The following is a 22,502-nucleotide window of genomic DNA, read 5'->3' as shown; positions in this document are numbered from 1 at the left end:
GATAAGTTTTAGCGTTTAAGGATAGTCGCTCATATTTTCGTGATGAAAATCACCACTATTGGCGTATTTTAAATTAAGGATGAGTAAAAATGCGCCGTTTAAAATCAACGAGGAGTTCAACATATCATGACATTTGATAAAATCGATGCGCCGTTCCCTTATAGAGCGCCGGAGCACACGACTGCATCACTCAAAGAAACTATTATTTATAAATTAATTTTCTTAATCGGTCGTTCACCACAAGAAGCGAGTCAACGCGACTGGTTAAACGCGACACTTTATGCCGTGCGCGATTTAGTGACAGAAGGCTGGATTAACACAGCACGTCAATCACGTGATGAAAAAACACGCCGTGTTTACTATCTTTCAATGGAATTCTTAATGGGTCGTACCTTGTCGAATGCCTTAATCGCAGAGGGCGTGTACGAATTAGCGAGCGAAGCTTTAAAAGAATTAAATGTCGATTTAGAAGAGGTTTTAGAAAAAGAAGTGGATCCCGGTTTAGGTAACGGCGGTTTAGGTCGTTTAGCCGCTTGCTTTATGGATTCAATTGCCACTTTAGGGATTCCGGCTATGGGTTACGGTATCCGTTATGAATACGGTATGTTCCAACAACATATCGAAGACGGTCGCCAAGTGGAAAAACCGGATGCTTGGTTAGAAAAAGGCTCTTGCTGGGAATTTATTCGTCCATCAAAACGTTTCAACATTCGTTTTGGCGGTCATATTTATTTTGAAGGCAAAAAATGTGTGTGGGAAAATGACGAAGAAATCACCGCACTTGCTTACGACCAAATGATCCCGGGTTATGACAATGATTCCGCGGCAACCTTGCGTTTATGGAGCGCGCACGCGGGCGATATGTTTAACCTACAAGACTTCAACCGCGGTGATTATTTCAGTGCCATTGAAAATCGCGCGTCAACGGAAAACGTGTCTCGTGTGTTATACCCTGATGATTCAACGGTAGCCGGTCGTGAGTTACGTTTACGCCAAGAATATTTCTTAGTTTCTGCTTCGTTACAAGATATCGTACGCCGTCATAAACGCACACACGGCACGGTAAAAAATCTTGCAGACAAAGTGGCAATTCATTTAAACGATACCCACCCGGCTTTAGCGATTCCTGAGTTAATGCACATTTTAGTGGATCAAGAAGGTTACGAATGGCAAACCGCTTGGGATATGTGCCGTCAAATCTTCTCTTACACCTGTCATACTTTAATGTCTGAAGCCTTAGAAACATGGCCGGTAGAAATGATGGCGAAAATCTTACCACGTCATTTACAAATTATCTTTGAAATCAATGATTACTTCTTAGAATATGTCCGCACTTATGTGACCACCGATGATCACTTTATTCGCCGTGTGTCTTTAATTGAAGAAGGTGATGCGCGCAAAGTGCGTATGGGTTGGTTATCTGTGGTAGGTTCACATAAAGTCAACGGCGTTGCGGCGATTCACTCAGACTTAATGGTCACTTCAACCTTTGCAGATTTTGCCCGTATTTATCCGGAACGCTTCACTAACGTCACAAACGGTATTACACCACGCCGTTGGATTGCCGTAGCGAACCCGGATTTATCTGCCTTATTTGACCGTTATATCGGCACAGAATGGCGCCGCGATTTAAGCCGTTTACAAGAATTAAAAGCGCACATTCAAGAACCTGAATTCAAAGCGGCAATTCCACAAATTAAACGTGCAAACAAAGTGCGTTTAGCGGACTATGTCAAACGCGAATTAGGCATTGAATTAAACCCGGATGCCTTATTTGACGTTCAAGTTAAACGTATCCATGAATACAAACGCCAAATTCTTAACGTTTTACACATCGTGGCACGTTATAACGAAATGATTGCGAACCCTGAAAAAGATTGGACACCACGCGTCTTTATCTTAGCCGGGAAAGCGGCATCGGCTTATTATGCGGCAAAACAAACCATTAATTTAATTAATGATGTAGCGCATATTATTAACCACGATGAACGCTTGAAAGGTCGCTTGAAAGTAGTATTTATCCCTAACTACAGCGTAAGCCTTGCGCAAATCATCATTCCTGCGGCAGATATTTCTGAGCAAATTTCCTTAGCAGGAACGGAAGCCTCAGGGACAAGTAATATGAAATTTGCCCTTAACGGCGCGTTGACCTTAGGTACGCTAGACGGTGCGAACGTAGAAATCTTAGAAAACGTAGGCGAAGACAACATCTTTATTTTCGGTAATACCGTAGAACAAGTGGAAGCCTTACGCCGCGAAGGTTACTATCCGTTTAACTATTACCAACAAGATGAACAACTTCGTACGGTGATTGATCAAATCAGTGCAGGACGTTTCTCGCCGAAAGATCCGAACCGCTATCAAGATTTGCTCAATAGCTTACGTTCCCACGACTACTACCAAGCCTTTGCGGATTTCCGTAGCTATGTAGAAGCGCAAAAAGCGGTAGATGAAAAATATCGCGACCAAGACGCTTGGGTAGAAAGTGCAGTGCAAAATATCGTGAATATGAGTTTCTTCTCATCAGACCGTACCATTGCGGAATATGCAGAGAAAATTTGGAAAATTAAACCATTAAATCTGGCATAAGCTAAAGCGGTCATCTAATGCGGTGAACATTCACCGCGTTTTTTATGCCAAGCAAATAGAGTCGAGAAATCATCCTGATTTAACAGATTCTTACCGCTTCTTTTGCACAATTGCTACATAATAAAAGGAAATTGTGCTAGAATTCACCGCACTTTTTGATAGTTCATTGTAGGAACTAGTCAAAAGTGCGGTGTTTTTTAACACCTATATTTTGATTATTTATTTGTAGGGGCGAAATATTTTTCGCCCTGTTCCTATTTCATAACAAAATGGAAATAAGGCGAAATAGATTCCCCTGCATAATCGTATAAACCAACAAGTAACCTTTCGTATGGGTTACCACTGTATAAGGATTAACAATGCCAATTATTACTTTACCTGATGGCTCACAACGCCAATTCGACAACCCAGTTTCTGTGATGGAAGTCGCTCAAAGTATCGGTGCAGGTCTTGCGAAAGCAACAATCGCAGGGCGTGTAAACGGCGAACGCCGTGATGCTTCTGACATGATCAGCGAAGATGCTACCCTTGAAATTATTACCGCAAAAGATGAAGACGGTTTAGAGATTATCCGTCACTCAACGGCACACTTATTGGGTCACGCAATCAAACAACTTTTCCCGAACGTGAAAATGGCGATTGGTCCAACAATCGACAACGGTTTCTATTATGACATTGATTTAGACCGCTCTTTAACCCAAGAAGATATTGATGCGTTAGAAAAACGTATGTTAGAGCTGGCGAAGACCAATTACGATGTAGTGAAAAAACGTGTGAGCTGGCAGGAAGCAAGAGATACGTTTGAAAGCCGTGGCGAGCCGTACAAAATGGCGATTTTGGACGAAAATATCAGTAAAGATGACCACCCGGCACTTTATCATCACGAAGAATATATTGATATGTGTCGTGGTCCGCACGTGCCGAATATGCGTTTCTGCCATCACTTCAAATTACAAAAAGTGGCAGGGGCATACTGGCGTGGCGACAGCAAAAATAAAATGTTGCAACGTATTTACGGTACGGCATGGGCAGATAAGAAACAACTTGCCGACTATTTACAACGCTTAGAAGAAGCGGCAAAACGTGACCACCGTAAAATCGGTAAAGCATTAGATTTATACCATATGCAAGAAGAGGCACCGGGTATGGTGTTCTGGCACAATGATGGCTGGACGATTTTCCGCGAGCTTGAAACCTTTGTGCGTACTAAATTAAAAGAATACGATTACCAAGAGGTAAAAGGTCCGTTTATGATGGACAGAGTGCTTTGGGAGCGTACAGGTCACTGGCAAAACTATGCGGATTTAATGTTCACCACCCAATCAGAAAACCGTGAGTATGCGATTAAACCAATGAACTGCCCAGGGCACGTTCAGATTTTCAATCAAGGCTTAAAATCTTACCGTGATTTACCAATTCGTATGGCGGAATTTGGTTCTTGCCACCGTAACGAGCCATCGGGTTCATTGCACGGTTTAATGCGTGTACGTGGCTTTACTCAAGACGATGCGCATATTTTCTGTACAGAAGAGCAAATCGAGAGTGAAGTAACCAGTTGTATCAAAATGGTTTACGACATTTACAGCACCTTCGGTTTTGAAAACATTGCCGTAAAACTTTCAACACGTCCGGAAAACCGTATCGGCGATGATGCTATGTGGGATCGTGCCGAAGAAGGGCTTGCAAACGCATTACGCAATAACGGCTTGGAATATGAAATTCAAGAAGGCGAAGGCGCATTCTATGGTCCAAAAATTGAGTTCGCATTACGTGACTGTTTAGACCGTGAATGGCAATGTGGTACGGTGCAATTAGACTTTGCTTTACCGGGTCGCTTAGATGCTTCTTATGTGGCAGAAGACAATGGTCGCCGTACGCCTGTGATGATCCACCGTGCGATTTTAGGCTCAATCGAGCGTTTCATCGGGATTATTACCGAAGAATACGCAGGTTTCTTCCCAGCGTGGTTAGCACCGGTTCAAGCAGTGGTAATGAACATTACCGACAGCCAAGCGGAATACGTGCAAAAAGTAGTGAAACAACTTTCTGACGCAGGCTTGCGTGTGAAAGCGGATTTACGCAACGAAAAAGTGGGCTTTAAAGTGCGTGAACACACCTTACGCCGTGTGCCTTATATGCTTGTTTGCGGCGATAAAGAAATCGCTGAAGGCAAAGTCTCTGTGCGTACCCGTAAAGGCGCAGACTTAGGCACTTACAAAGTGGAAGAGTTTGTTGAAATCTTAAAATCACAAGTACGTGGACGTGAGTTGAAATTACTTGGGGAAGAGTAGTTTTTTCGTAAACTATCATTGAAATAACACCGCTTGTAAGGGCGGTGTTTTTTTACGTTTATGAAATCAGTGCTTTTATAACGGTAGGTTGAGTTGGGGTATTTGTATCATCATAATGTTTATTTTTAGCAATATTTATAAATTTTTCAGGCGTTAATGACATCATTTGATATATAGGGTCAAAGATATTCAGTTTAGACTCTTCAAGATTTTCAATGAGATCTAATTGTATTTCGATAGATTTTTTAAGATATTCTCTAGCTTTATTTATATCTTTGATAGAACTTTCTGTCCTATATAAATAGGATAATGTCATATATATCAAGACGGTATATTCATTCACATCTTCATTTAATATTTCTTCATAAATGTTAATTGCCTCTTCCACATTTTTCTTTATACCTAAGCCATTGGTATAAGCATATGCTAAGTTTAATTTACCTTCTAGATTCCCTTGTTCGCTTGACTTTTCTATGTATTTAAAGAAGTCATCTAGGCTCTTAGAAACTCCTTTTCCTTCATAGTAACAATAAGCCAGCTTATTTAAAGCAAGGGCAAAGTTTGAGTTAGATAATCTTTGATAGTAATTAAAAGCTTTATTTTCATCAGCCGGAATGTTTTCACTACCGTACTCATAAATAATACCAAGCTGATATAGAGCGATTTCATCATTTTCAGAAGCCGTTTTTTCATAAAACTCACGAGCTTTAGTAGGATTCCTAATTCCATTTTTTCCACAATAGTAATAATAATGAGCAAGTGCGGTTATTGCTTCTTTTTTATTTCTTTCAGCATAATATTCAACTTCTTTTAAAGCCTTTTCTTCAAACCAACTCCATCGTTCTCTAGTTGGAGTAATAATCGTATCTTTATTGAATCTGAGGTAAGCATCAACATCATATTCAGGAATATCTCCGATATAAGTGATTTCTTTTGGTATGTCAATGTTAAGTATTTCACAGATTTTTTTTACAGATATTTTTATCTTATCTGTAGAAAGAGATTTGTGAATAGTGATTTTATCCTGTTCTTTTCTCTGCATTGCTTTGTTAATGTTGTCTGTAAAATTTTTGATGTGTTCCTTTTCATCACTTTCATTTTTACACTCTTCAACATCTATATACTTATTGTATATTTCCTTTGCTAAATCTGAGTATGACCAACCTTGTTTCTTAAGGTATTCATATATAGCTTCAAAATATTTTTCACAATTGTTTGTTTTTTCAACAATGTCCCCGTTTGAGTCCCTGGATGTCTTTTTCATATTGTTATCCTATAAAAAGTATAGATAGGTCATCTATATGGGGTCTTATAGAAAAAATTCAACAATCGGAGAAAAATTATGTGTGCAAAATACAGCTCGAACAAGGATATAAACCAACTAATCAAAGAGCTAGTTAAAGTAGGATGGTTGTTTCATCGGAGATCGAAACATAGTGAACTGTGGTCTCCTGATAGATTACAGCGCATTTTTCTTTCAGTTAGCCCCAGCGATAAGAGAGCTTATATGAAGTTGAAAAGCAATTTAAAAAGAATAGGATTTGTGGTTGAGCGTCAGTTTGGAGAGTAGGGATGAAAGAGTTAGTTATTAACTGGCATATTACAGAAGCTTGTAATTTTAAATGTCAATATTGCTTTGCTAAGTGGGATAAACCTTGTAAAAAAGAGTTATTTCATAATTCTTTACAAGTGTCTAATTTGTTAGATCAGATATTATTGTTATCAAATAGATTTAAGGGCTTTGATTCTATTAGATTAAATTTAGTTGGTGGAGAAATATTTTTATATCGTGATGCAATAATTAATATTATTGCAGAAGCAAAAAAGAGAGATATTAAATTATCTACTATAACTAATGGAAGTTTATTGGACTATAATCTAAACAAAATTATAGCTAATAATTTTGATATTATTGGATTTAGTATAGATTCTATAAAAGATCCAACTAATATAGCAATAGGCAGAACAACATCTAAAGAGCCTATAAGTATTGAGAAAACCATTAATAATATTAATATGATAAGAAGTTTAAATCCAAATATAGTAATAAAGATTAATACAGTTGTGAATAAGTTTAATTCTCATGAGAATATGAGTGAATTTATTGCATCCATATCTCCTCAAAAATGGAAAGTTTTTAAAGTATTACCTATTATTAATAGAAAACTGGATATAACAAACGAAGAGTTTTCCATGTTTTTAGAAACCCATAAATCTTTTCATTCGATAATTAGTTCGGAAAATAATGATGAAATGGTACATTCATATTTAATGATTGATCCTTTAGGGCGGTTCTTTCAAAATGAACCAAATAACTTGGGTTATAAATATAGCCAATCAATATTAGATGTAGGAGTAGTAGAAGCGTTAAAAGAAATTTCCTTTGATATAGCAAAATTTAATGCTAGATATAAAAAGGTATAATAGACAAGCGGTCAAATATTATGGATTTCTTACTTTAATTAAAACGAATGAAATCACTTCATAAATTTATCAACGCAAATATCAGCCGCTTTCTTGTCTAAACCACTTTTATCATTTTCACATTCCTGATAAATAGCGTGAATAAGCTTGGTGTAGTGATCACTACAAACCAGATTGCTTGTAAATTAAGTGGGTTTGCAATTGGAGGAGGGGATCTGCCAGGAAATATTGTAAAGTGCTTAAAATACCTTTGAATCTATCTTCCACTCTAAAGTGGCTGCCTAAACGGTAAAAAAATAACCGCTTGTTTGTGTTTTACATTTGTTTTACACTATACTTAAACATAGGGGGAAACAATGTCAAACTTAAATATCCGTATTGATGATATGGTAAAACAACAAGCATTTAAGGCTTTTGATAACTTGGGGATCAGCCCGTCAGATGCCATACGAGCATTCTTAGCGTATGTAGCGGAAACAGGTAAAATGCCAATCAAGCAAATTATCGTATCTGATGAAGACGCGGATTTATATGCGTTGATAAAACAGCGTTTAAATGAACCTGAAAAAATCAAAAACACAACCCTTGATGAATTATTCTCATAGGTTGTTATATGACGTATTCAATTAAAGTTCACGATGATTTTGTCAAAGAGTTGAATAAACGCGATACCGCAATTAAAACACAGTTGCGTAAAAAACTCGACAAAGTGGTTGAAAATTCGCATATTCCAAAGAACCGATTGGAGCTGTTGTATTGTTGGAACTTGTTCTAGCAAGTAAAATTCATTGCTGACAATCAATTATACATATCACAAATTATGAGCAACCTACCCGAGCAACTTTTCCCGTCAAGTATCCAGTTAAGGGCGAGGTATCTCGCCCTTATTTTTTGCCTAGGAACAAATCACATTTGCCCCAAATTGACCTCTTCACTTTGTTATGCTGTCAGAAAAATGGCACAGAATTCTGTTGTATTTTGATGTAAAAAATTAGCAGTTCTTTCTTCGATTTGATAAAATCCTTAAGCTTTTAATCAGAGGAACTTTTACATGGCATCTCAATCATTCTTATCTCGTTTTTTTAAATTCGCAGAAAATCGAACCAACACGAAAACTGAAATCGTGGCTGGGATTACGACTTTCTTTACCATGGTTTATATTGTATTTGTTAACCCATCTATTCTTGGTGATGCCGGGATGGATAAACAAGTGGTTTTTGTGACGACTTGTCTAATTGCCGGTTTTGGCACTATGGCAATGGGGTTGTTTAGCAATTTACCCATTGCTTTAGCACCTGCTATGGGGTTGAACGCCTTTTTTGCTTATGTTGTGGTAAATAAACTTGGCTATTCTTGGCAAGTGGGGATGGGCGCAATTTTTTGGGGCTCAGTGGGGTTATTCCTCTTAACGTTGTTTCAAATTCGCTATTGGTTAATGGCCTCTATTCCTTTGGGGTTACGCGTGGGGATTGGTGCCGGAATCGGCTTTTTTATTGCGCTTATCGGCTTTAAAAATATGGGCGTAGTTGTCGCGAATCCTGCCACTTTAGTCGCATTAGGGGATTTACATGATCCGAAAGTGCTATTAGGGATTTTAGGCTTTTTTATTATTACCATTTTAGCTGCGCGCAATATTTATTCAGGCGTTTTAGTGTCGATTGTTGTGGTTACGGGGTTAGCTTTAGTAGTGGATCCTGCTGTTCAATTTAATGGTTTTATCTCTATGCCGCCGAGCCTTGATGCGGTTGTGGGGAAAGTCGATATCGCCGGTGCATTAGATACGGCATTATTAGGCATTATTTTCTCGTTCTTATTAGTGAACCTTTTTGACTCATCAGGCACGCTATTAGGCGTGACCGAAAAAGCAGGGATTACCGATGAAAAAGGTCGTTTCCCAAATATGCGTCAGGCGTTATTTGTAGACAGTACGAGTGCCGTTGTCGGTTCCTATATTGGGACTTCTGCGATTTCCACTTATGTGGAAAGCGGTTCCGGTGTGTCAGTGGGGGGACGTACAGGCTTAGTAGCCGTTGTGGTTGGTTTGTTATTCTTGTTAACCATTTTCTTCTCACCATTAGCCGGTTTAGTGCCGGCTTACGCCACAGCAGGAGCGTTGGTGTATGTCGGTATTCTTATGGCATCAAGTTTAATTAAAGTGCAATGGGATGATTTAACAGAAGCAACACCCGCCTTTATTACCGCAGCGATGATGCCATTTACCTATTCCATTACAGAAGGGATCGCCTTTGGGTTTATCAGTTATTGTGTCATGAAAGCTTGTACCAGTCGAATTCGAGAAGTGAATGCGCCTGTTTGGGTGGTTTCCATCCTATTCTTAATTAAATTTGTCTGGGTGGGATAATTCAAAAAATAGGGACGAGATTGTCCCTATTCTGTTATGTTAGGAGGTCAACATGCAAAAATTACTGTTTATTTTTAATGAATCACCATACGGCACGGAAAAAACCTTTAATGGTTTACGCTATGCCGTTAATCTTTTAGAAGAGCATAGTAACGAAGTAGAACTAAAAGCCTTCTTTTTTTCCGATGCGGTATTAGCCGGTCTTGCAGGGCAACAGCCTAATGATGGCTACAATGTCCAACAAATTTTAGAAATTCTCACCGGTCTAGGGGCAGAAGCTAAACTCTGTACTAGTTGTACCAAAGCTCGCGGCATTACTCATTTGCCTTTAGTGCAAGGTGTAAGTGTCGGTACTTTAGATGATGTTTCTGCGTGGACATTATGGGCAGATAAAGTGATTAATTTCTAATTCGTCTTTTTAAACGTCTTTTTTAATTAAATTATGTCAAAAACACAGGTAAAAACTACCGCACTTTCAGCGATTTCAACCCCGTTAACATCAACGACATTAATCGAAGCGTCAGCAGGAACAGGGAAAACCTTTACCATGGCGTCTTTATACCTTCGTCTATTGATTGGCGTAGGGGAAAATAATTTTTCTCGCCCATTAACGGTGGATGAAATTCTTGTGGTGACTTTTACGGATGCCTCAACACAAGAATTGAAAGCGCGTATTCGTCAGCGAATTCAACAAGCCAAGGCTCAGTTTATCGCTTATCAAGAAAATCGAGATTTAGCCATTTTCCGTCATACCGATAATGCTTTTTTGCTCGCCCAAAATGAACAAGAAACATCCGTGTATTTAGACAAGTTAGATTTAAAAGAGACGATTCAACGCCTACAATTCGCGGAACAAAATATGGATCTGGCGGCAATTTATACCATTCACGGTTTTTGTCGCCGTATGTTGATGCAATACGCGGTGAATTCGGGGATTCATTTCAATCTTGAGTTAGTAAAAGATGAAAAATCATTATTGACTAAGTTGACGAATGAATTTTGGCGTGAGTATTTTTATTCCCGGTCTTTACTTGTAACACAATTTATAGCCAAACATCTTCAATCGCCTGCAAATTTATTAGCGCGAGTGCAGTCTTATTTAACTGGAAAAAATTTAAAAGTTGACCAAAATCAACCGCATTTACTCAATATTTCGTTAACAGAATTTTTGGAAACGAATATAGCCTCCAATCAAGAAAAATTAGCCTCGTTTCTGCAAGCACTGAAAGAACAATGGCAAGTCAATTTTCCTGAATTTTCCCCATTATTTCTCAATGAGTTTGAAAAAGGGAACGCAATGGGATTAAACGGGGGTAAGTTCAGGAAAGAATTTTATGAAAGCCGAGTAGCTCAAATTGAAAATTGGGTGAATGATCTTCAATTAAATATGCCACCAGACGCCTTATGGTTTTTTACACAAAGTTATCTGAATGGTTCGTTTAAAAAAGGCAATGAACCTTTCCAACATAGTTTTTTTCATTGGTTAGATGAACAAAAAGCACTTGTATCTGAAGTTTCAGAGCAAGACTTACTATATCAAAATGTACTTTTATATCATTGCGTAAGAGAACTTAATCGACGCTTAATTGAATATAAACAAAATCACCCCGAGAAAGGCTTTAATGACCTATTGCGCTTGCTAAATGAAGCCTTACATGCCGTTCATGGAGAGCAATTAGCAGAATTTATTCGCCAGCAATATCCTTTTGCTATGATTGATGAATTCCAAGATACAGACGAAGAACAATATCAAATTTTCTCAAGGATTTATGTGAATCAGCCTGATTGCGGCTTTATGATGATCGGGGATCCAAAACAAGCGATTTATCAATTCCGTGGTGCAGATATTTTTACTTACTTAAAAGCCGCTGAAGATGCGAAAGAACAACGCTTTACCCTCAATAAAAATTATCGTTCAACCCCTGAGTTAATTCATGCGATTAATCAATTATTAGATTTTGATCAGGCATTTATTAATGAAAAAATTCAATTTGAAACCGTAGAAGCCGGGCGAAATCAACCGCGCTTTGAACTCAATGGCAAGGTACAAGCGCCTTTACAGTTCTACATTAATCGAGAAGAAAATGTCACCATCGATGACATGGCGGAATGTTGTGCTAATAGTATTTTGCATTGGTTGCAAAGTGCGGAGAAAAATCAGGCTGTTTTTGTGAAAGATGAAGAGGTTCGTGCGGTACAAAGTGATGATATTGCTGTATTGGTGCGTAAAGGGGCGCAAGCGGAAAAAATACAAAATGCTTTGCGTAAAAAGGGGATTGCTTCGGTTTATTTATCAGACAGAAGCAATGTGTTTGATACTACCGAAGCCCGAGAGTTAGCCATCGTTTTAACCGCTTGTTTGTATCCTACCAATGAACGTTATATTTTAAATGCGATTTCAACGGGTTTATTTGCTTTAACCGCAGCAGAAATTCAGCAAGTAAAACAGTCTGAGGCTTTGTTAGAACAATGGGTGAGCCGTTTTGACTATTATCACCAATTATGGCAACGTCAAGGCGTATTGCCGATGATTTATCAATGTTTATTAGCGCAAGATAGTGCGCTAGAAAAACAAAACTTGCCTGAGAAAATGCTTGCTTTACCAAAAGGGGAGCGCCGTTTAACGGACGTACTTCATTTGGCGGAATTATTACAGCAAGCCGCGGCGTTACAAGAAAGTGAAAGTGCCTTATTGCGTTGGTTCGAGCGTCAAATTAAAGGGGCGAATATTGATGATGAGATTGATGGCACGCAAGTGCGGTTAGAATCGGAACAGAAATTAGTGAAGATTGTCACTGTCCATAAATCTAAAGGATTGGAATATGGTTTGGTGTGGCTACCTTTTTTAGGCTATAACGGCAAAGATCATGCCCGAGAAGTGACCACCTATCATAATGAACAGGGGGATAAATATTGGGATTTAGACGGTGAGCATGGTGTTGAAGCGGATAAAGAAGAATTTGCGGAGGAGATGCGCTTACTTTATGTGGCATTAACGCGTGCAAAATATCAGCTTTCTTTTGTGGTGCCAACGGAATTTGATGATCGTTGGAATCCTTTGCTTTATAGCTTAACCCAAGGGCAAATTGGAACCTTGAAAAAAATTGGGGGAAAACAAAAAGGATGCGCATTAGTTGATGAACTAAAAGCGCGTTTGGGCGATGCCTATTGTCAACTTGCCGAGTTCAACGTGGAGAATAGCGAAAATAAATGGGGCGATTCAAATCAACAACCAACTTATTTTGCCGCTGAATTTTCAGGGCAGATTGAACAAAATTGGGGAATGACCAGCTTTTCGGGGCTTACTCAAATGCATGAACGTCAGCTTTATCGTTTGCGTGAACAAGCGACTGCGAACTCGGGATTTATTGATGAGGCTCGAGATTATGACCGTGATAGTGCGATAATAACGGATGCTGAATTATGTTCTTCGTTGCATTGGCAAGACTTCCCGGTAGAACGTACCCCTTTTCATTTTCCTGCAGGGGCGAAGTTTGGGGTCATGATACATGGCTTTTTTGAGAAAAACGATTTTCGCCAAGGGGTTTCTGATGAAAGTGCGGTGCAAATTTGTCACGCTTTACAGCTAGATGAAAGTTGGCAAGAGCCACTAAAAAATTGGTTGCAACAAGTATTGAATGCACCTTTAGGGTTAGGTTTTTGTCTGGGAGATTTATCGCCACAGGATTGTTTAAAAGAATGGCAATTCTTCTTAAAATTTCACCGCACTTTTGATGTGAAAGCCTTTAATCATGCCTTGCGCGAATTTCATCCTTTATTTGAACAACCTTATCTGTTTGATGAGATTCAAGGTATGCTACGAGGTTTTGTGGATTTGGTCTTCCGCCATCAGGGTAAATATTATCTGCTGGATTATAAAACCAATCATCTTGGTGAACAGATAGAAAATTATCAGTCCAAAGCCTTGGCGCAGACGATGAAACTACAGCATTATGATTTGCAATATTTGTTTTACACCTTGGCGTTACATCATTATTTGCAATTACGGGATCCGGATTATGATTATGAAACCCATTTTGGTGGTGTGATTTATACCTTTATTCGAGGGATGAATGGTCAGGCAGAAAACGGGGTTTATTTTGACCGTCCGGATGTGCGTTTAATTCAGGCGTTGGGGGCATTATTCCATGCTTAATATTTTACGGAAATTACAAGAACACAATGTGATAACTGCCGCAGATTATTATTTTGCGCAATTTATTCATAGCAAATCCTCACAACAATCCAAGATAACGCTGCAACAGGATTTTGTCTTATTGGTATCCGCACAGTGTCATCATGCCTATTTGCAAGGCGATACTTGTATTCGTCTAAAGGAAAAATTATGGCAAAACCCCTTTGACTTGGCGGAACGTTATTCTGAGGAATTACGTATAATTTTGGCAGAAATCCAGAAAAAATTAGCCGGCCTAACCCTTGCACAAAGCAAGTTATTTTTACTTGAACATATTGCTTTTACTGATCAACCCACGCAAAAAGAAGCGCCTTTTGTGATTCAAGGGGATGGAATTTATCTTTATCGTGCTTGGCAAGATGAGCAAACGGTGGTGAGTTATCTGAAAAGTGCGGTAAAAAAATCGTCATTTTCTGTGCCGACTGATAAGGCGAAAAAGATTTTAGACCGCTATTTTCCTAAGAAAACAATGCCGAACGGCGAACCAGACTGGCAAAAAATTGCGGTAGCAACGGCGTTGATTCAGCCTTTTACCTTGATTGCTGGAGGGCCAGGTACGGGCAAAACCTATACGGTGGCACGAGTACTGGCGGCATTGCAAGAATTACAGTTAGAACAAAAATTGCCCCCCTTACGTATTCGTCTTGCTGCGCCAACCGGAAAGGCTTCTGCGCGATTAAAAGAGAGTATTCAAGATAGTTTGGCTAAAATGGAACTATCGGAAAAGGCTCGCCAAACTATAGAGCCCCAAAGCGACACCTTGCATAGCGTATTAGGGGTAAAACCCTTTGAGGATGCAGTGAAATATCATGAGCAAAATCCTTTGCCCTTGGATTTATTAATTGTGGATGAAGCCTCTATGATCGATTTATCTTTAATGGCAAAAGTATTGCGCGCATTGCCTAAACAGGCGCGCCTAATTTTGTTAGGTGATAAAGACCAATTAGCCGCGGTAGAAGCCGGGGCGATTTTAGCGGAATTAAGTCGCTTTTTAGAACAGAACTATCCACAAGATTTTGCTGAAAAACTGGCGTTAATGACAGGGGAGCAAGTGCCTGTTTCAGCGCAATCTTCTATCATTCGTCAGTCTTTAGTGGAATTGACGATTAGCACGCGTTTTGATGATAAATCGCCAGTTGGGCGTGTTGCCAAAGCCATTAATCATATGAAGGGAGCAGAAAGTTGGGATATTTTATCCAAAGAAATTTCTCTCGTAGAATATGCGCCAACTTCTTTAGACGAGGCATCTTATCGTCAGCATTATCTGCAAAAAATATGGCAAAGTGCGGTGGAGCATTACGCGAAATATTTAGCAGAAATTCCCAACGGCTCGCCAACGGATGCACAACTTCAGAAAATCTTTGCCGCCTTTAATTCTGTGCGTTATTTAGCCGCACTTCGAGCCGGAGACTTTGGGGTAGAAAGTTTAAATGAAAAAATCGCGGAAGCCTTGCGTGCGAAAGGCTATGTGCAATTTAAGCATAGCCGCGATTGGTTTGTGGGCAAGCCAATTATGGTGACAAAAAATGATGTGAATGTGGGATTGTTTAATGGGGATGTAGGGCTTTATCTAGGTGATCGCGTTTATTTTGAAGATGAAGAGGGTTATAAAAGTTTCTCTATCAATCGTATTCCTGCTCATGAAATGGGTTTTGTGATGACAATCCATAAATCCCAAGGTTCTGAATTTGGATTGACGGTGGTAGTTTTACCGCCTGAACCCTCTCCAATTTTGACAAAAGAATTGCTTTATACTGCAGTGACAAGGTCAAAACCAAATTTAATGGTGTTTACTCGTCAGAGTATCTGGGAAAATGCAGTGAGAAATCCAATTCAACGGATGAGCGGGATATTTGAAGGATTGAGTGAGTAATAGAAGAGGGGAAAATATTAATTTCCCCCTCTCCCTCCGAAAATCCTGTGGATTTTCTCCACCCTCTCCCATAAACGGGCGAGGGGAAGATACCGTTCTGAGGCTATTTTTTCAGCTCCAGTTGGGCTCAGATCAAGTAATCTCTATACGGATCGTATAAGGTTTATTTACAGCACAATTGTTTTGTTTTGATAGACAAATAAACGATCATGTAAAGCAAGATCGAGCGCGCGACTTAATACGGTTTTTTCCACATCTCGGCCGGCTTTCATCATCATTTCTGCAGAATAGGTATGATCCACATCAATGACTTTTTGCATAATGATTGGGCCTTCATCCAGTTCATTATTAATAAAATGGGCGGTTGCACCAATAATTTTTACACCTCGTTCGTAAGCGCGTTTATAAGGATTTGCACCAATAAAAGCAGGTAAAAATGAATGGTGAATATTGATCACACGGTTAGGGTAGCGTGCTACGAATTCAGGATTGAGTACGCGCATATATTTTGCTAAGACGATGAAATCCGGCGCATATTGGTCAATGGTTTGCGCTAATAAAGCGTCATGCTCTACACGGGTTAATCCTTCGTGGCTAACATGATGATAAGGCAAATCAAAGCGTTCAACTAAAGAGCGTAAATTATCATGATTACCGATTACCGCCGCAATTTCTACATCTAAACCACCGTAATAGGTTTTCATTAAAATATCACCTAAACAATGGGCTTCTTTCGTTACTAAAATAACAATACGTTTTTTACGATCAGCATCGATTAAACGATAATTCGCGCCTTCCGGTAAACTAAATCTTAAATCTTCCAATAAGGTTTCTTCATTAAAAATACCTTGTAATTCTGTACGCATGAAGAAATGTTTTGTTTCAAAATCAACAAATTCATTATTATGCAAAATATTTAATTGATGCTTATAACAAATATTCGTGACTTTAGCGATCAAGCCTTTATCATCGGGGCAATCAGTGAGTAAGATCTTATTTTGTAACATAATATTAACCGAGAAAAATTGCAAATAAAAACCCATAACTAAAATTATGGGTTCAATGGAAATGGTTGATTAGATTGCAAATGAATCAAGTGATTTACCTGCATTTAATGCAGCTTGGATGGCACGCGGTGTACGTCCTTGTCCGGTCCATGTTTTGGTTTCACCATTTTCATCAGTATATTTATATTTAGGGGCTAAAGGTTGACGTGGTTTACGTACTTTAATTTCTTTCTCTGCGCCTAAATCACTTAATGAAATACCATTCGCCTTTAATTCTTCTTTATATTTAGCAATTAATTCTTGGCGAGCTTTTTCTTCTGCAATAGCAACTGCATCAGCTTCACGTTTTTCTGCAATAGCCTGTTGTAATTTTTCTAATGCTTGCTCAGCAAGTTCTAAACCTAATTCATTTACGGCAGCGCGTAAAGAGCGAAGATTATTTAAATTTTTAGCTAAAGACATATTTGTTCTCCTGTAATTAAAAATGAGTTATTAGAATTAAGCAGGACAATAATAGAAGAAATAAGAATTAATGTAAATTAATAATTTAATAAAATAAGAAATAAATGACACAAGGATTTTGTCGTTTTTCAAGAGAATGACGCATTTTTTAGTTGGAAAAATGACGATCTTATTGTAATCTTCTTAACCTATTTAAATTTAATTAGGTGAACCAATGGAATTATTTGATTTCTCGACATCAGCTTGGTCGATTTTGCCGCCACTATTAGCACTTGGGTTGGCAATTATTACGCGTAAAGTGTTATTGTCATTAAGTGTTGGTATTGTAGTCGGCGCATTAATGTTAGGTGATGGGAGTATTGGTACGGCATTAAGCTATTTAGCGGATCGTATCCTTTCTCTCGTTTATAGCGTGGAAGATCAGGCTATCAATGATAGTAATATTAATATTATTATTTTCTTATTATTGCTTGGTATTTTGACCGCGCTTTTAAGTGTTTCCGGCAGTAATCAAGCCTTTGCAGAATGGGCGCAAAAGCGTATTAAAGATCGTCGCGGTGCAAAATTCATGGCGGCTTGTCTCGTTTTTGTGACCTTTATTGATGACTATTTTCATAGTTTAGCCGTGGGCGCAATTGCACGTCCTGTCACAGATAAATTTAAAGTATCACGTGCCAAATTAGCTTATATTCTTGATTCTACGGCTGCACCGATGTGCGTTATGATGCCGGTTTCCAGCTGGGGGGCTTACATTATGACGTTGATTGCGGGATTATTGGCAGAACATGCCATTGAAGGTTATTCGCCATTTACGGCATTTATGACCATGAGCGCGCTGAACTTTTATGCCATTTTCTCAATGATTATGGTATTTGCAGTGGCTTATTTCACTATTGATATTGGCCCAATGGCGCGTCATGAAAAATTGGCCTTAGAGCAACCGGATCATAGTGAAAATGTGGAAGCAGGAAAAGGCCATGTTCGCAATCTAATTTTGCCGATTATCGCTTTAATTGTGGCGACTGTGGCGATGATGATGTACACAGGAAACCAAGCGTTAGCGGCGGACGGTAAAGCATTTAGCGTATTGGGTGCTTTTGAAAATACAACTGTAGGTATTTCTTTGGTTGTAGGGGGATTAAGTGCGGTCGCTGTTTCAACGATTTTAATCCTATTAGCGGGTAATGTTTCCGTATCCGAATACGTTAAATCTTATGGCGTTGGTATGAAATCCATGTTAGGCGCGATTGCGATTTTATTTTTTGCATGGACAATTAATAAAGTCGTGGGGGATATGCAAACCGGTAAATATCTTTCAACGCTCATTTCAGGCAATATGAATGCGGCATTTTTACCGGCGTTGTTATTTATGTTAGGTGCGGCTATGGCGTTCTCTACGGGGACAAGTTGGGGCACCTTTGGGATTATGTTACCGATTGCCGCCTCTATTGCAGTAAATGCAGCACCGGATTTATTAATTCCATGCTTGTCTGCAGTGATGGCGGGTGCGGTATGTGGTGACCATTGTTCCCCGGTATCGGATACGACTATTTTGTCATCGACAGGGGCGAAATGTAATCATATGGATCACGTGACAACACAATTGCCTTATGCGTTAGTAGTCGCAACAGCTACGACCCTAGGCTATTTAACCGTTGGCTTTAGCCATTCGGGATTGTTAGGTTTTGTTGTGACAGCAGTAGTGATGATTGGGGCGATTTTTATGACTAAAAAGCGTCAATAACCTGATTTAGATCACATATTTAAATAAAAAATTTTATTTTGTGAAATTTATAAAATGCGGCATAAAGTCGCATTTTTTTTATTTTTTATGATTATGGTTTTATATAAAACTAAAAAATTGGGTTATTTTAGAATTTATATCTTTAAAACAACAGTTTTTAGTCAAAAAAAGAAATAGACAAGACAGTTGAATTGAGTAAACTACATCTCAATACGCGGATGGTTCAAAATGAGTTAAGGCATTTTGTTCACTCTGCGTCATCTTAGTCAGATTTAACGGAGAACAGTATGAAAAAACTATCAGGTGCAGAAATGGTTGTGCAGTCCTTGCGTGATCAAGGAGTGAAATATTTGTTTGGTTACCCGGGTGGTTCCGTATTGGATATTTATGATGCCATCCATACATTGGGCGGTATTGAACATGTTTTAGTCCGTCATGAACAAGCGGCAATTCATATGGCAGATGGTTATGCACGCTCAACAGGCGAAGTTGGCTGTGCGTTGGTGACATCCGGTCCTGGTGCGACGAATGCTTTAACAGGGATTTTTACCGCTTATACTGATTCTGTTCCCTTAGTCGTTATTACAGGGCAAGTGATGTCGCATTTAATCGGTACGGATGCCTTCCAAGAATGTGACACCATTGGCTTAACCCGTCCAATTGTTAAACATAGTTTTATTGTTCAACGTACGGAAGATATTCCAACAATTATCAAAAAAGCCTTTTATATCGCTTCAACAGGTCGCCCCGGCCCTGTTGTGATTGATATTCCGAAAGATATGGTAAATCCGGCTAATAAATTCCCTTATGCCTATCCAACGGACGTCTCAATGCGTTCTTACAATCCAACAGTACAAGGACACAAAGGACAAATTAAGAAAGCCTTAAAAGCCTTGCTTGTGGCGAAAAAACCGATGTTATTTATTGGTGGCGGTGTGGTTATTGGTAACAGTAGCGAAAAATTGACGCAATTGGCAAAACAACTCAATCTTCCTGTGACGTCATCACTTATGGGATTAGGCGGTTATCCGGGCACAGACAGACAATTCCTTGGAATGCTTGGTATGCACGGTACTTATGAAGCCAATACGGCGATGCATAATGCAGATTTGATTTTAGGGATTGGTGTTCGTTTTGATGATCGCACAACTAATAACCTTGAAAAATATTGTCCGCATGCCAAAGTGATTCATGTGGATATTGATCCAACCTCCATTTCAAAAAATGTTAAAGCGGATATTCCAATTGTAGGTAGCGTAGATAATGTTTTAACGGAATTTTTATCTTTATTAGAAGACGAAAACTTGGCGAAATCTCAATCGGATTTAACGGAGTGGTGGAAACAAATCGACGAATGGAAAGCGAAAAAATGCTTGGAATTTGACCGCACTTCAAAAGAAATCAAACCACAAGCAGTTATCGAAACCATTTATCGTTTAACTAACGGCGATGCCTATATTGCATCTGATGTCGGACAACATCAAATGTTTGCGGCATTACATCATCCATTTGATAAACCACGCCGTTGGATTAACTCAGGGGGCGCAGGCACCATGGGCTTTGGTTTTCCGGCCGCATTAGGTGTGAAGTTTGCCCACCCTGATAGCACTGTTGTATGCGTAACGGGGGATGGTTCTATTCAAATGAATATTCAAGAACTTTCAACGGCAACCCAATATAACACGCCTATTGTCATTGTCAGCCTAAATAACCGTTTCTTAGGCATGGTAAAACAATGGCAAGATTTGATTTATTCAGGTCGTCATTCGCAAGTTTATATGAATTCCTTACCAAACTTCGCGAAATTAGCTGAAGCTTATGGGCATGTGGGTATTCAAATTGATAGTGCGGATGAACTTGAAGAAAAATTAGCACAAGCCTTTGCTATCAAAGACAAATTAGTCTTTGTTGATGTCCGTATTGACGCTACAGAAAATGTCTATCCAATGCAAATCCGCGGTGGAGCAATGGATGAAATGTTATTAGGTAAACCAGAATAAGGAGCAACAAAATGCGTAGAATTTTATCTGTCTTATTAGAGAACGAATCAGGTGCATTGTCTCGTGTCGTTGCCTTATTCTCTCAACGTGCGTTTAATATTGAAAGCTTAACAGTCGCACCAACGGATGACCCGACGTTGTCTCGCATGACGATTGAAGCATCAGGCGATGAACAAGTGTTAGAACAAATTGAAAAGCAATTACATAAACTAGTCGATGTCTTTAAAGTGATCAGTTTAAGTGATTGTGAACATGTTGAGCGCGAAGTGATGTTATTAAAAGTTCGTGCAACGGGGACGGGGCGCGATGAAATCAAGCGTTTAGCGGATATTTATCGTGGTCAGATCGTGGATGTCACACCAAAATCTTATACTGTCCAGTTAACCGGAGCGAAAGATAAACTTGATGCATTTATTCACGCAGTCAAAGAAGAAACCAGTATTCTTGAAATCGTGCGTTCAGGCTTAATTAGCTTATCGCGCGGCGAGAAGAATATGTTGTAATAGGGTGACATTAAATAAGTGCGGTTAAAATAAATAAGTTTTTTAACCGCACTTTTTTTATATTCTATTTTCTGTGGCACGAAAAAAGAAAAAGGGCAAATTTTTATTTGCCCCGAAATTTGATTGAATTTATTCCGCTTTTGGTGGTTTAATTGCTAGTAGATTACATTTTAATTTGCTAATAACATGTTCCGCTGTGTTGCCGAGTAATGCGGCGGATAAACCTGTTCGGCCGACTGTGCCCAGTACTACTAATTCTGCACCTAGCTCTTCTGCTACTTCCGGAATCACATCTTCAGGGAATCCTTCACGGACATGAGTATGATCTTCATCAATGCCAAATTTTTGGCGCAAGGCTTTCATATTAAGCAAGTGTTGACCGCGAATACTGTTAACATATTCTTTGGTATGGAATTCAGGCAAATCAATGGCCATGTTGATTGGGGTTGGTGGGTAAGCTCCGACTAAATGAATATTACCGCGTTCAAATGAGTCGGCAAGACTGGTGCTAAGTTCGACTAAATATTGGTTAAACTCATCATGATATTCTTCATCACCGGATACATTCACTGCCACAAGAATACGGCGTTGGTGTTTCCAGTCTGCATCGCGCACCATCAGCATAGGCACCGGGCATTTACGAAGTAATTGCCAGTCCATTGGTGTGAAGAATAATGAGCTTAAGGTTTCTTCTTCTTTGGTGTATTTCACCACCAAATCATAATCTTGTTTAACAAATTCTTCCACAATGGCTTCTGCTTCATTGCTATTCCAAACAACAACAGAAGTGAATTCGATATTAGGATCGGCATATTTATCTAGATAAGGCGCAATCTCTTGTTTACGTTGTTCAATGACACTTTTGTGCATTTCTTCGCGCTCTTCAGAAGAGAGCAGCGCAGACATTTCATAGGATAAATCATAAGCGGCAAGAAATAGTGTAATTTTAACTTTTGTATCGCTTTTTTGTTCTTTGGCTAAACGAACAGCACGCGCTAGCGCATATTGTTTTTCATTTTCAGGATTTAAAACAACGAGAATATTATTAAACT

Annotated in this window: 16 protein-coding genes; 12 read left to right on the top strand and 4 right to left on the bottom strand. The window is 39.1% G+C overall.

The features are described from left to right. Nucleotides 1-126 precede the first annotated feature (126 nt). Both Q0O89_RS04805 and thrS read left to right on the top strand, forming a co-directional pair. Nucleotides 127-2,589 carry a glycogen/starch/alpha-glucan phosphorylase gene (locus Q0O89_RS04805; RefSeq protein ID WP_273317363.1) on the top strand — a complete coding sequence of 821 codons (2,463 nt, stop codon included), beginning with the start codon at nt 127-129 and terminating at the stop codon, nt 2,587-2,589. Nucleotides 2,590-2,948: 359 nt separating this feature from the next. After that, nucleotides 2,949-4,880: a threonine--tRNA ligase gene (gene thrS / locus Q0O89_RS04800; RefSeq protein ID WP_273402499.1), complete on the top strand. Its 1,932-nt coding sequence runs from the start codon at nt 2,949-2,951 to the stop codon at nt 4,878-4,880. A 58-nt stretch (nt 4,881-4,938) separates the two neighbouring features. Here thrS and Q0O89_RS04795 read toward each other — a convergent pair whose 3' ends face one another. Further along, nucleotides 4,939-6,144 carry a tetratricopeptide repeat protein gene (locus tag Q0O89_RS04795; protein ID WP_293730549.1) on the bottom strand — a complete coding sequence of 402 codons (1,206 nt, stop codon included), beginning with the start codon at nt 6,142-6,144 and terminating at the stop codon, nt 4,939-4,941. A gap of 308 nt (nt 6,145-6,452) precedes the next feature. Here Q0O89_RS04795 and Q0O89_RS04790 point away from each other — a divergent pair, with 308 nt between their 5' ends. From Q0O89_RS04790 to recD, 7 genes are all read left to right on the top strand, one after another. Beyond that, a complete protein-coding gene (locus tag Q0O89_RS04790; protein ID WP_293730548.1) occupies nt 6,453-7,304 on the top strand; it encodes a viperin family antiviral radical SAM protein in 852 nt (283 codons plus the stop codon). Nucleotides 7,305-7,660: 356 nt separating this feature from the next. Next, nucleotides 7,661-7,909, top strand: coding sequence for a type II toxin-antitoxin system RelB/DinJ family antitoxin (locus Q0O89_RS04785; RefSeq protein ID WP_293730547.1), 249 nt, complete (start codon nt 7,661-7,663; stop codon nt 7,907-7,909). 8 nt (nt 7,910-7,917) lie between these two features. Next, nucleotides 7,918-8,079, top strand: a complete 162-nt coding sequence (locus tag Q0O89_RS04780; RefSeq protein ID WP_293730546.1) for a hypothetical protein — start codon at nt 7,918-7,920, stop codon at nt 8,077-8,079. Nucleotides 8,080-8,355: 276 nt separating this feature from the next. Further along, nucleotides 8,356-9,666, top strand: a complete 1,311-nt coding sequence (locus tag Q0O89_RS04775; RefSeq protein WP_293730545.1) for an NCS2 family permease — start codon at nt 8,356-8,358, stop codon at nt 9,664-9,666. A gap of 52 nt (nt 9,667-9,718) precedes the next feature. Beyond that, nucleotides 9,719-10,075 carry a DsrE family protein gene (locus Q0O89_RS04770; protein ID WP_273315425.1) on the top strand — a complete coding sequence of 119 codons (357 nt, stop codon included), beginning with the start codon at nt 9,719-9,721 and terminating at the stop codon, nt 10,073-10,075. 33 nt (nt 10,076-10,108) lie between these two features. After that, complete coding sequence (gene recB / locus Q0O89_RS04765; protein WP_293730544.1) at nt 10,109-13,822, top strand: exodeoxyribonuclease V subunit beta; 3,714 nt, start codon at nt 10,109-10,111, stop codon at nt 13,820-13,822. Then, nucleotides 13,815-15,734, top strand: coding sequence for an exodeoxyribonuclease V subunit alpha (gene recD, locus Q0O89_RS04760; protein ID WP_293730543.1), 1,920 nt, complete (start codon nt 13,815-13,817; stop codon nt 15,732-15,734). Before recB ends, recD begins: the two co-directional genes overlap by 8 nt. 167 nt (nt 15,735-15,901) lie before the next feature. Here recD and purU read toward each other — a convergent pair whose 3' ends face one another. Together purU and Q0O89_RS04750 are read right to left on the bottom strand one after the other, a co-directional pair. Next, nucleotides 15,902-16,741, bottom strand: a complete 840-nt coding sequence (gene purU / locus Q0O89_RS04755) for a formyltetrahydrofolate deformylase (RefSeq protein WP_293730542.1) — start codon at nt 16,739-16,741, stop codon at nt 15,902-15,904. 69 nt (nt 16,742-16,810) lie between these two features. Then, nucleotides 16,811-17,203, bottom strand: coding sequence for an H-NS family nucleoid-associated regulatory protein (locus Q0O89_RS04750; RefSeq protein ID WP_293730541.1), 393 nt, complete (start codon nt 17,201-17,203; stop codon nt 16,811-16,813). 214 nt (nt 17,204-17,417) lie between these two features. Here Q0O89_RS04750 and Q0O89_RS04745 point away from each other — a divergent pair, with 214 nt between their 5' ends. From Q0O89_RS04745 to ilvN, 3 genes are all read left to right on the top strand, one after another. Continuing rightward, on the top strand, nt 17,418-18,947 hold the full coding sequence (locus Q0O89_RS04745; RefSeq protein ID WP_293730540.1) for a Na+/H+ antiporter NhaC family protein: 1,530 nt from the start codon (nt 17,418-17,420) through the stop codon (nt 18,945-18,947). A 287-nt stretch (nt 18,948-19,234) separates the two neighbouring features. Further along, the gene (locus Q0O89_RS04740) at nt 19,235-20,947 is read left to right on the top strand and encodes an acetolactate synthase 3 large subunit (RefSeq protein ID WP_293730539.1); all 1,713 of its coding nucleotides are present in this window, start codon (nt 19,235-19,237) and stop codon (nt 20,945-20,947) included. 11 nt (nt 20,948-20,958) lie between these two features. Further along, nucleotides 20,959-21,450 carry an acetolactate synthase small subunit gene (ilvN, locus tag Q0O89_RS04735; RefSeq protein ID WP_293730538.1) on the top strand — a complete coding sequence of 164 codons (492 nt, stop codon included), beginning with the start codon at nt 20,959-20,961 and terminating at the stop codon, nt 21,448-21,450. 129 nt (nt 21,451-21,579) lie between these two features. Here ilvN and uspE read toward each other — a convergent pair whose 3' ends face one another. Then, nucleotides 21,580-22,491 (bottom strand): universal stress protein UspE, encoded by a 912-nt coding sequence (gene uspE / locus Q0O89_RS04730; protein ID WP_293730568.1) that lies wholly within the window; start codon nt 22,489-22,491, stop codon nt 21,580-21,582. Nucleotides 22,492-22,502: the final 11 nt, after the last annotated feature.

Origin of the sequence: uncultured Actinobacillus sp., assembly GCF_945915845.1 — a bacterium.
In the GTDB taxonomy this organism is placed as follows: domain Bacteria; phylum Pseudomonadota; class Gammaproteobacteria; order Enterobacterales; family Pasteurellaceae; genus Exercitatus.
This window is presented reverse-complemented; position numbering and strand designations above follow the sequence as displayed.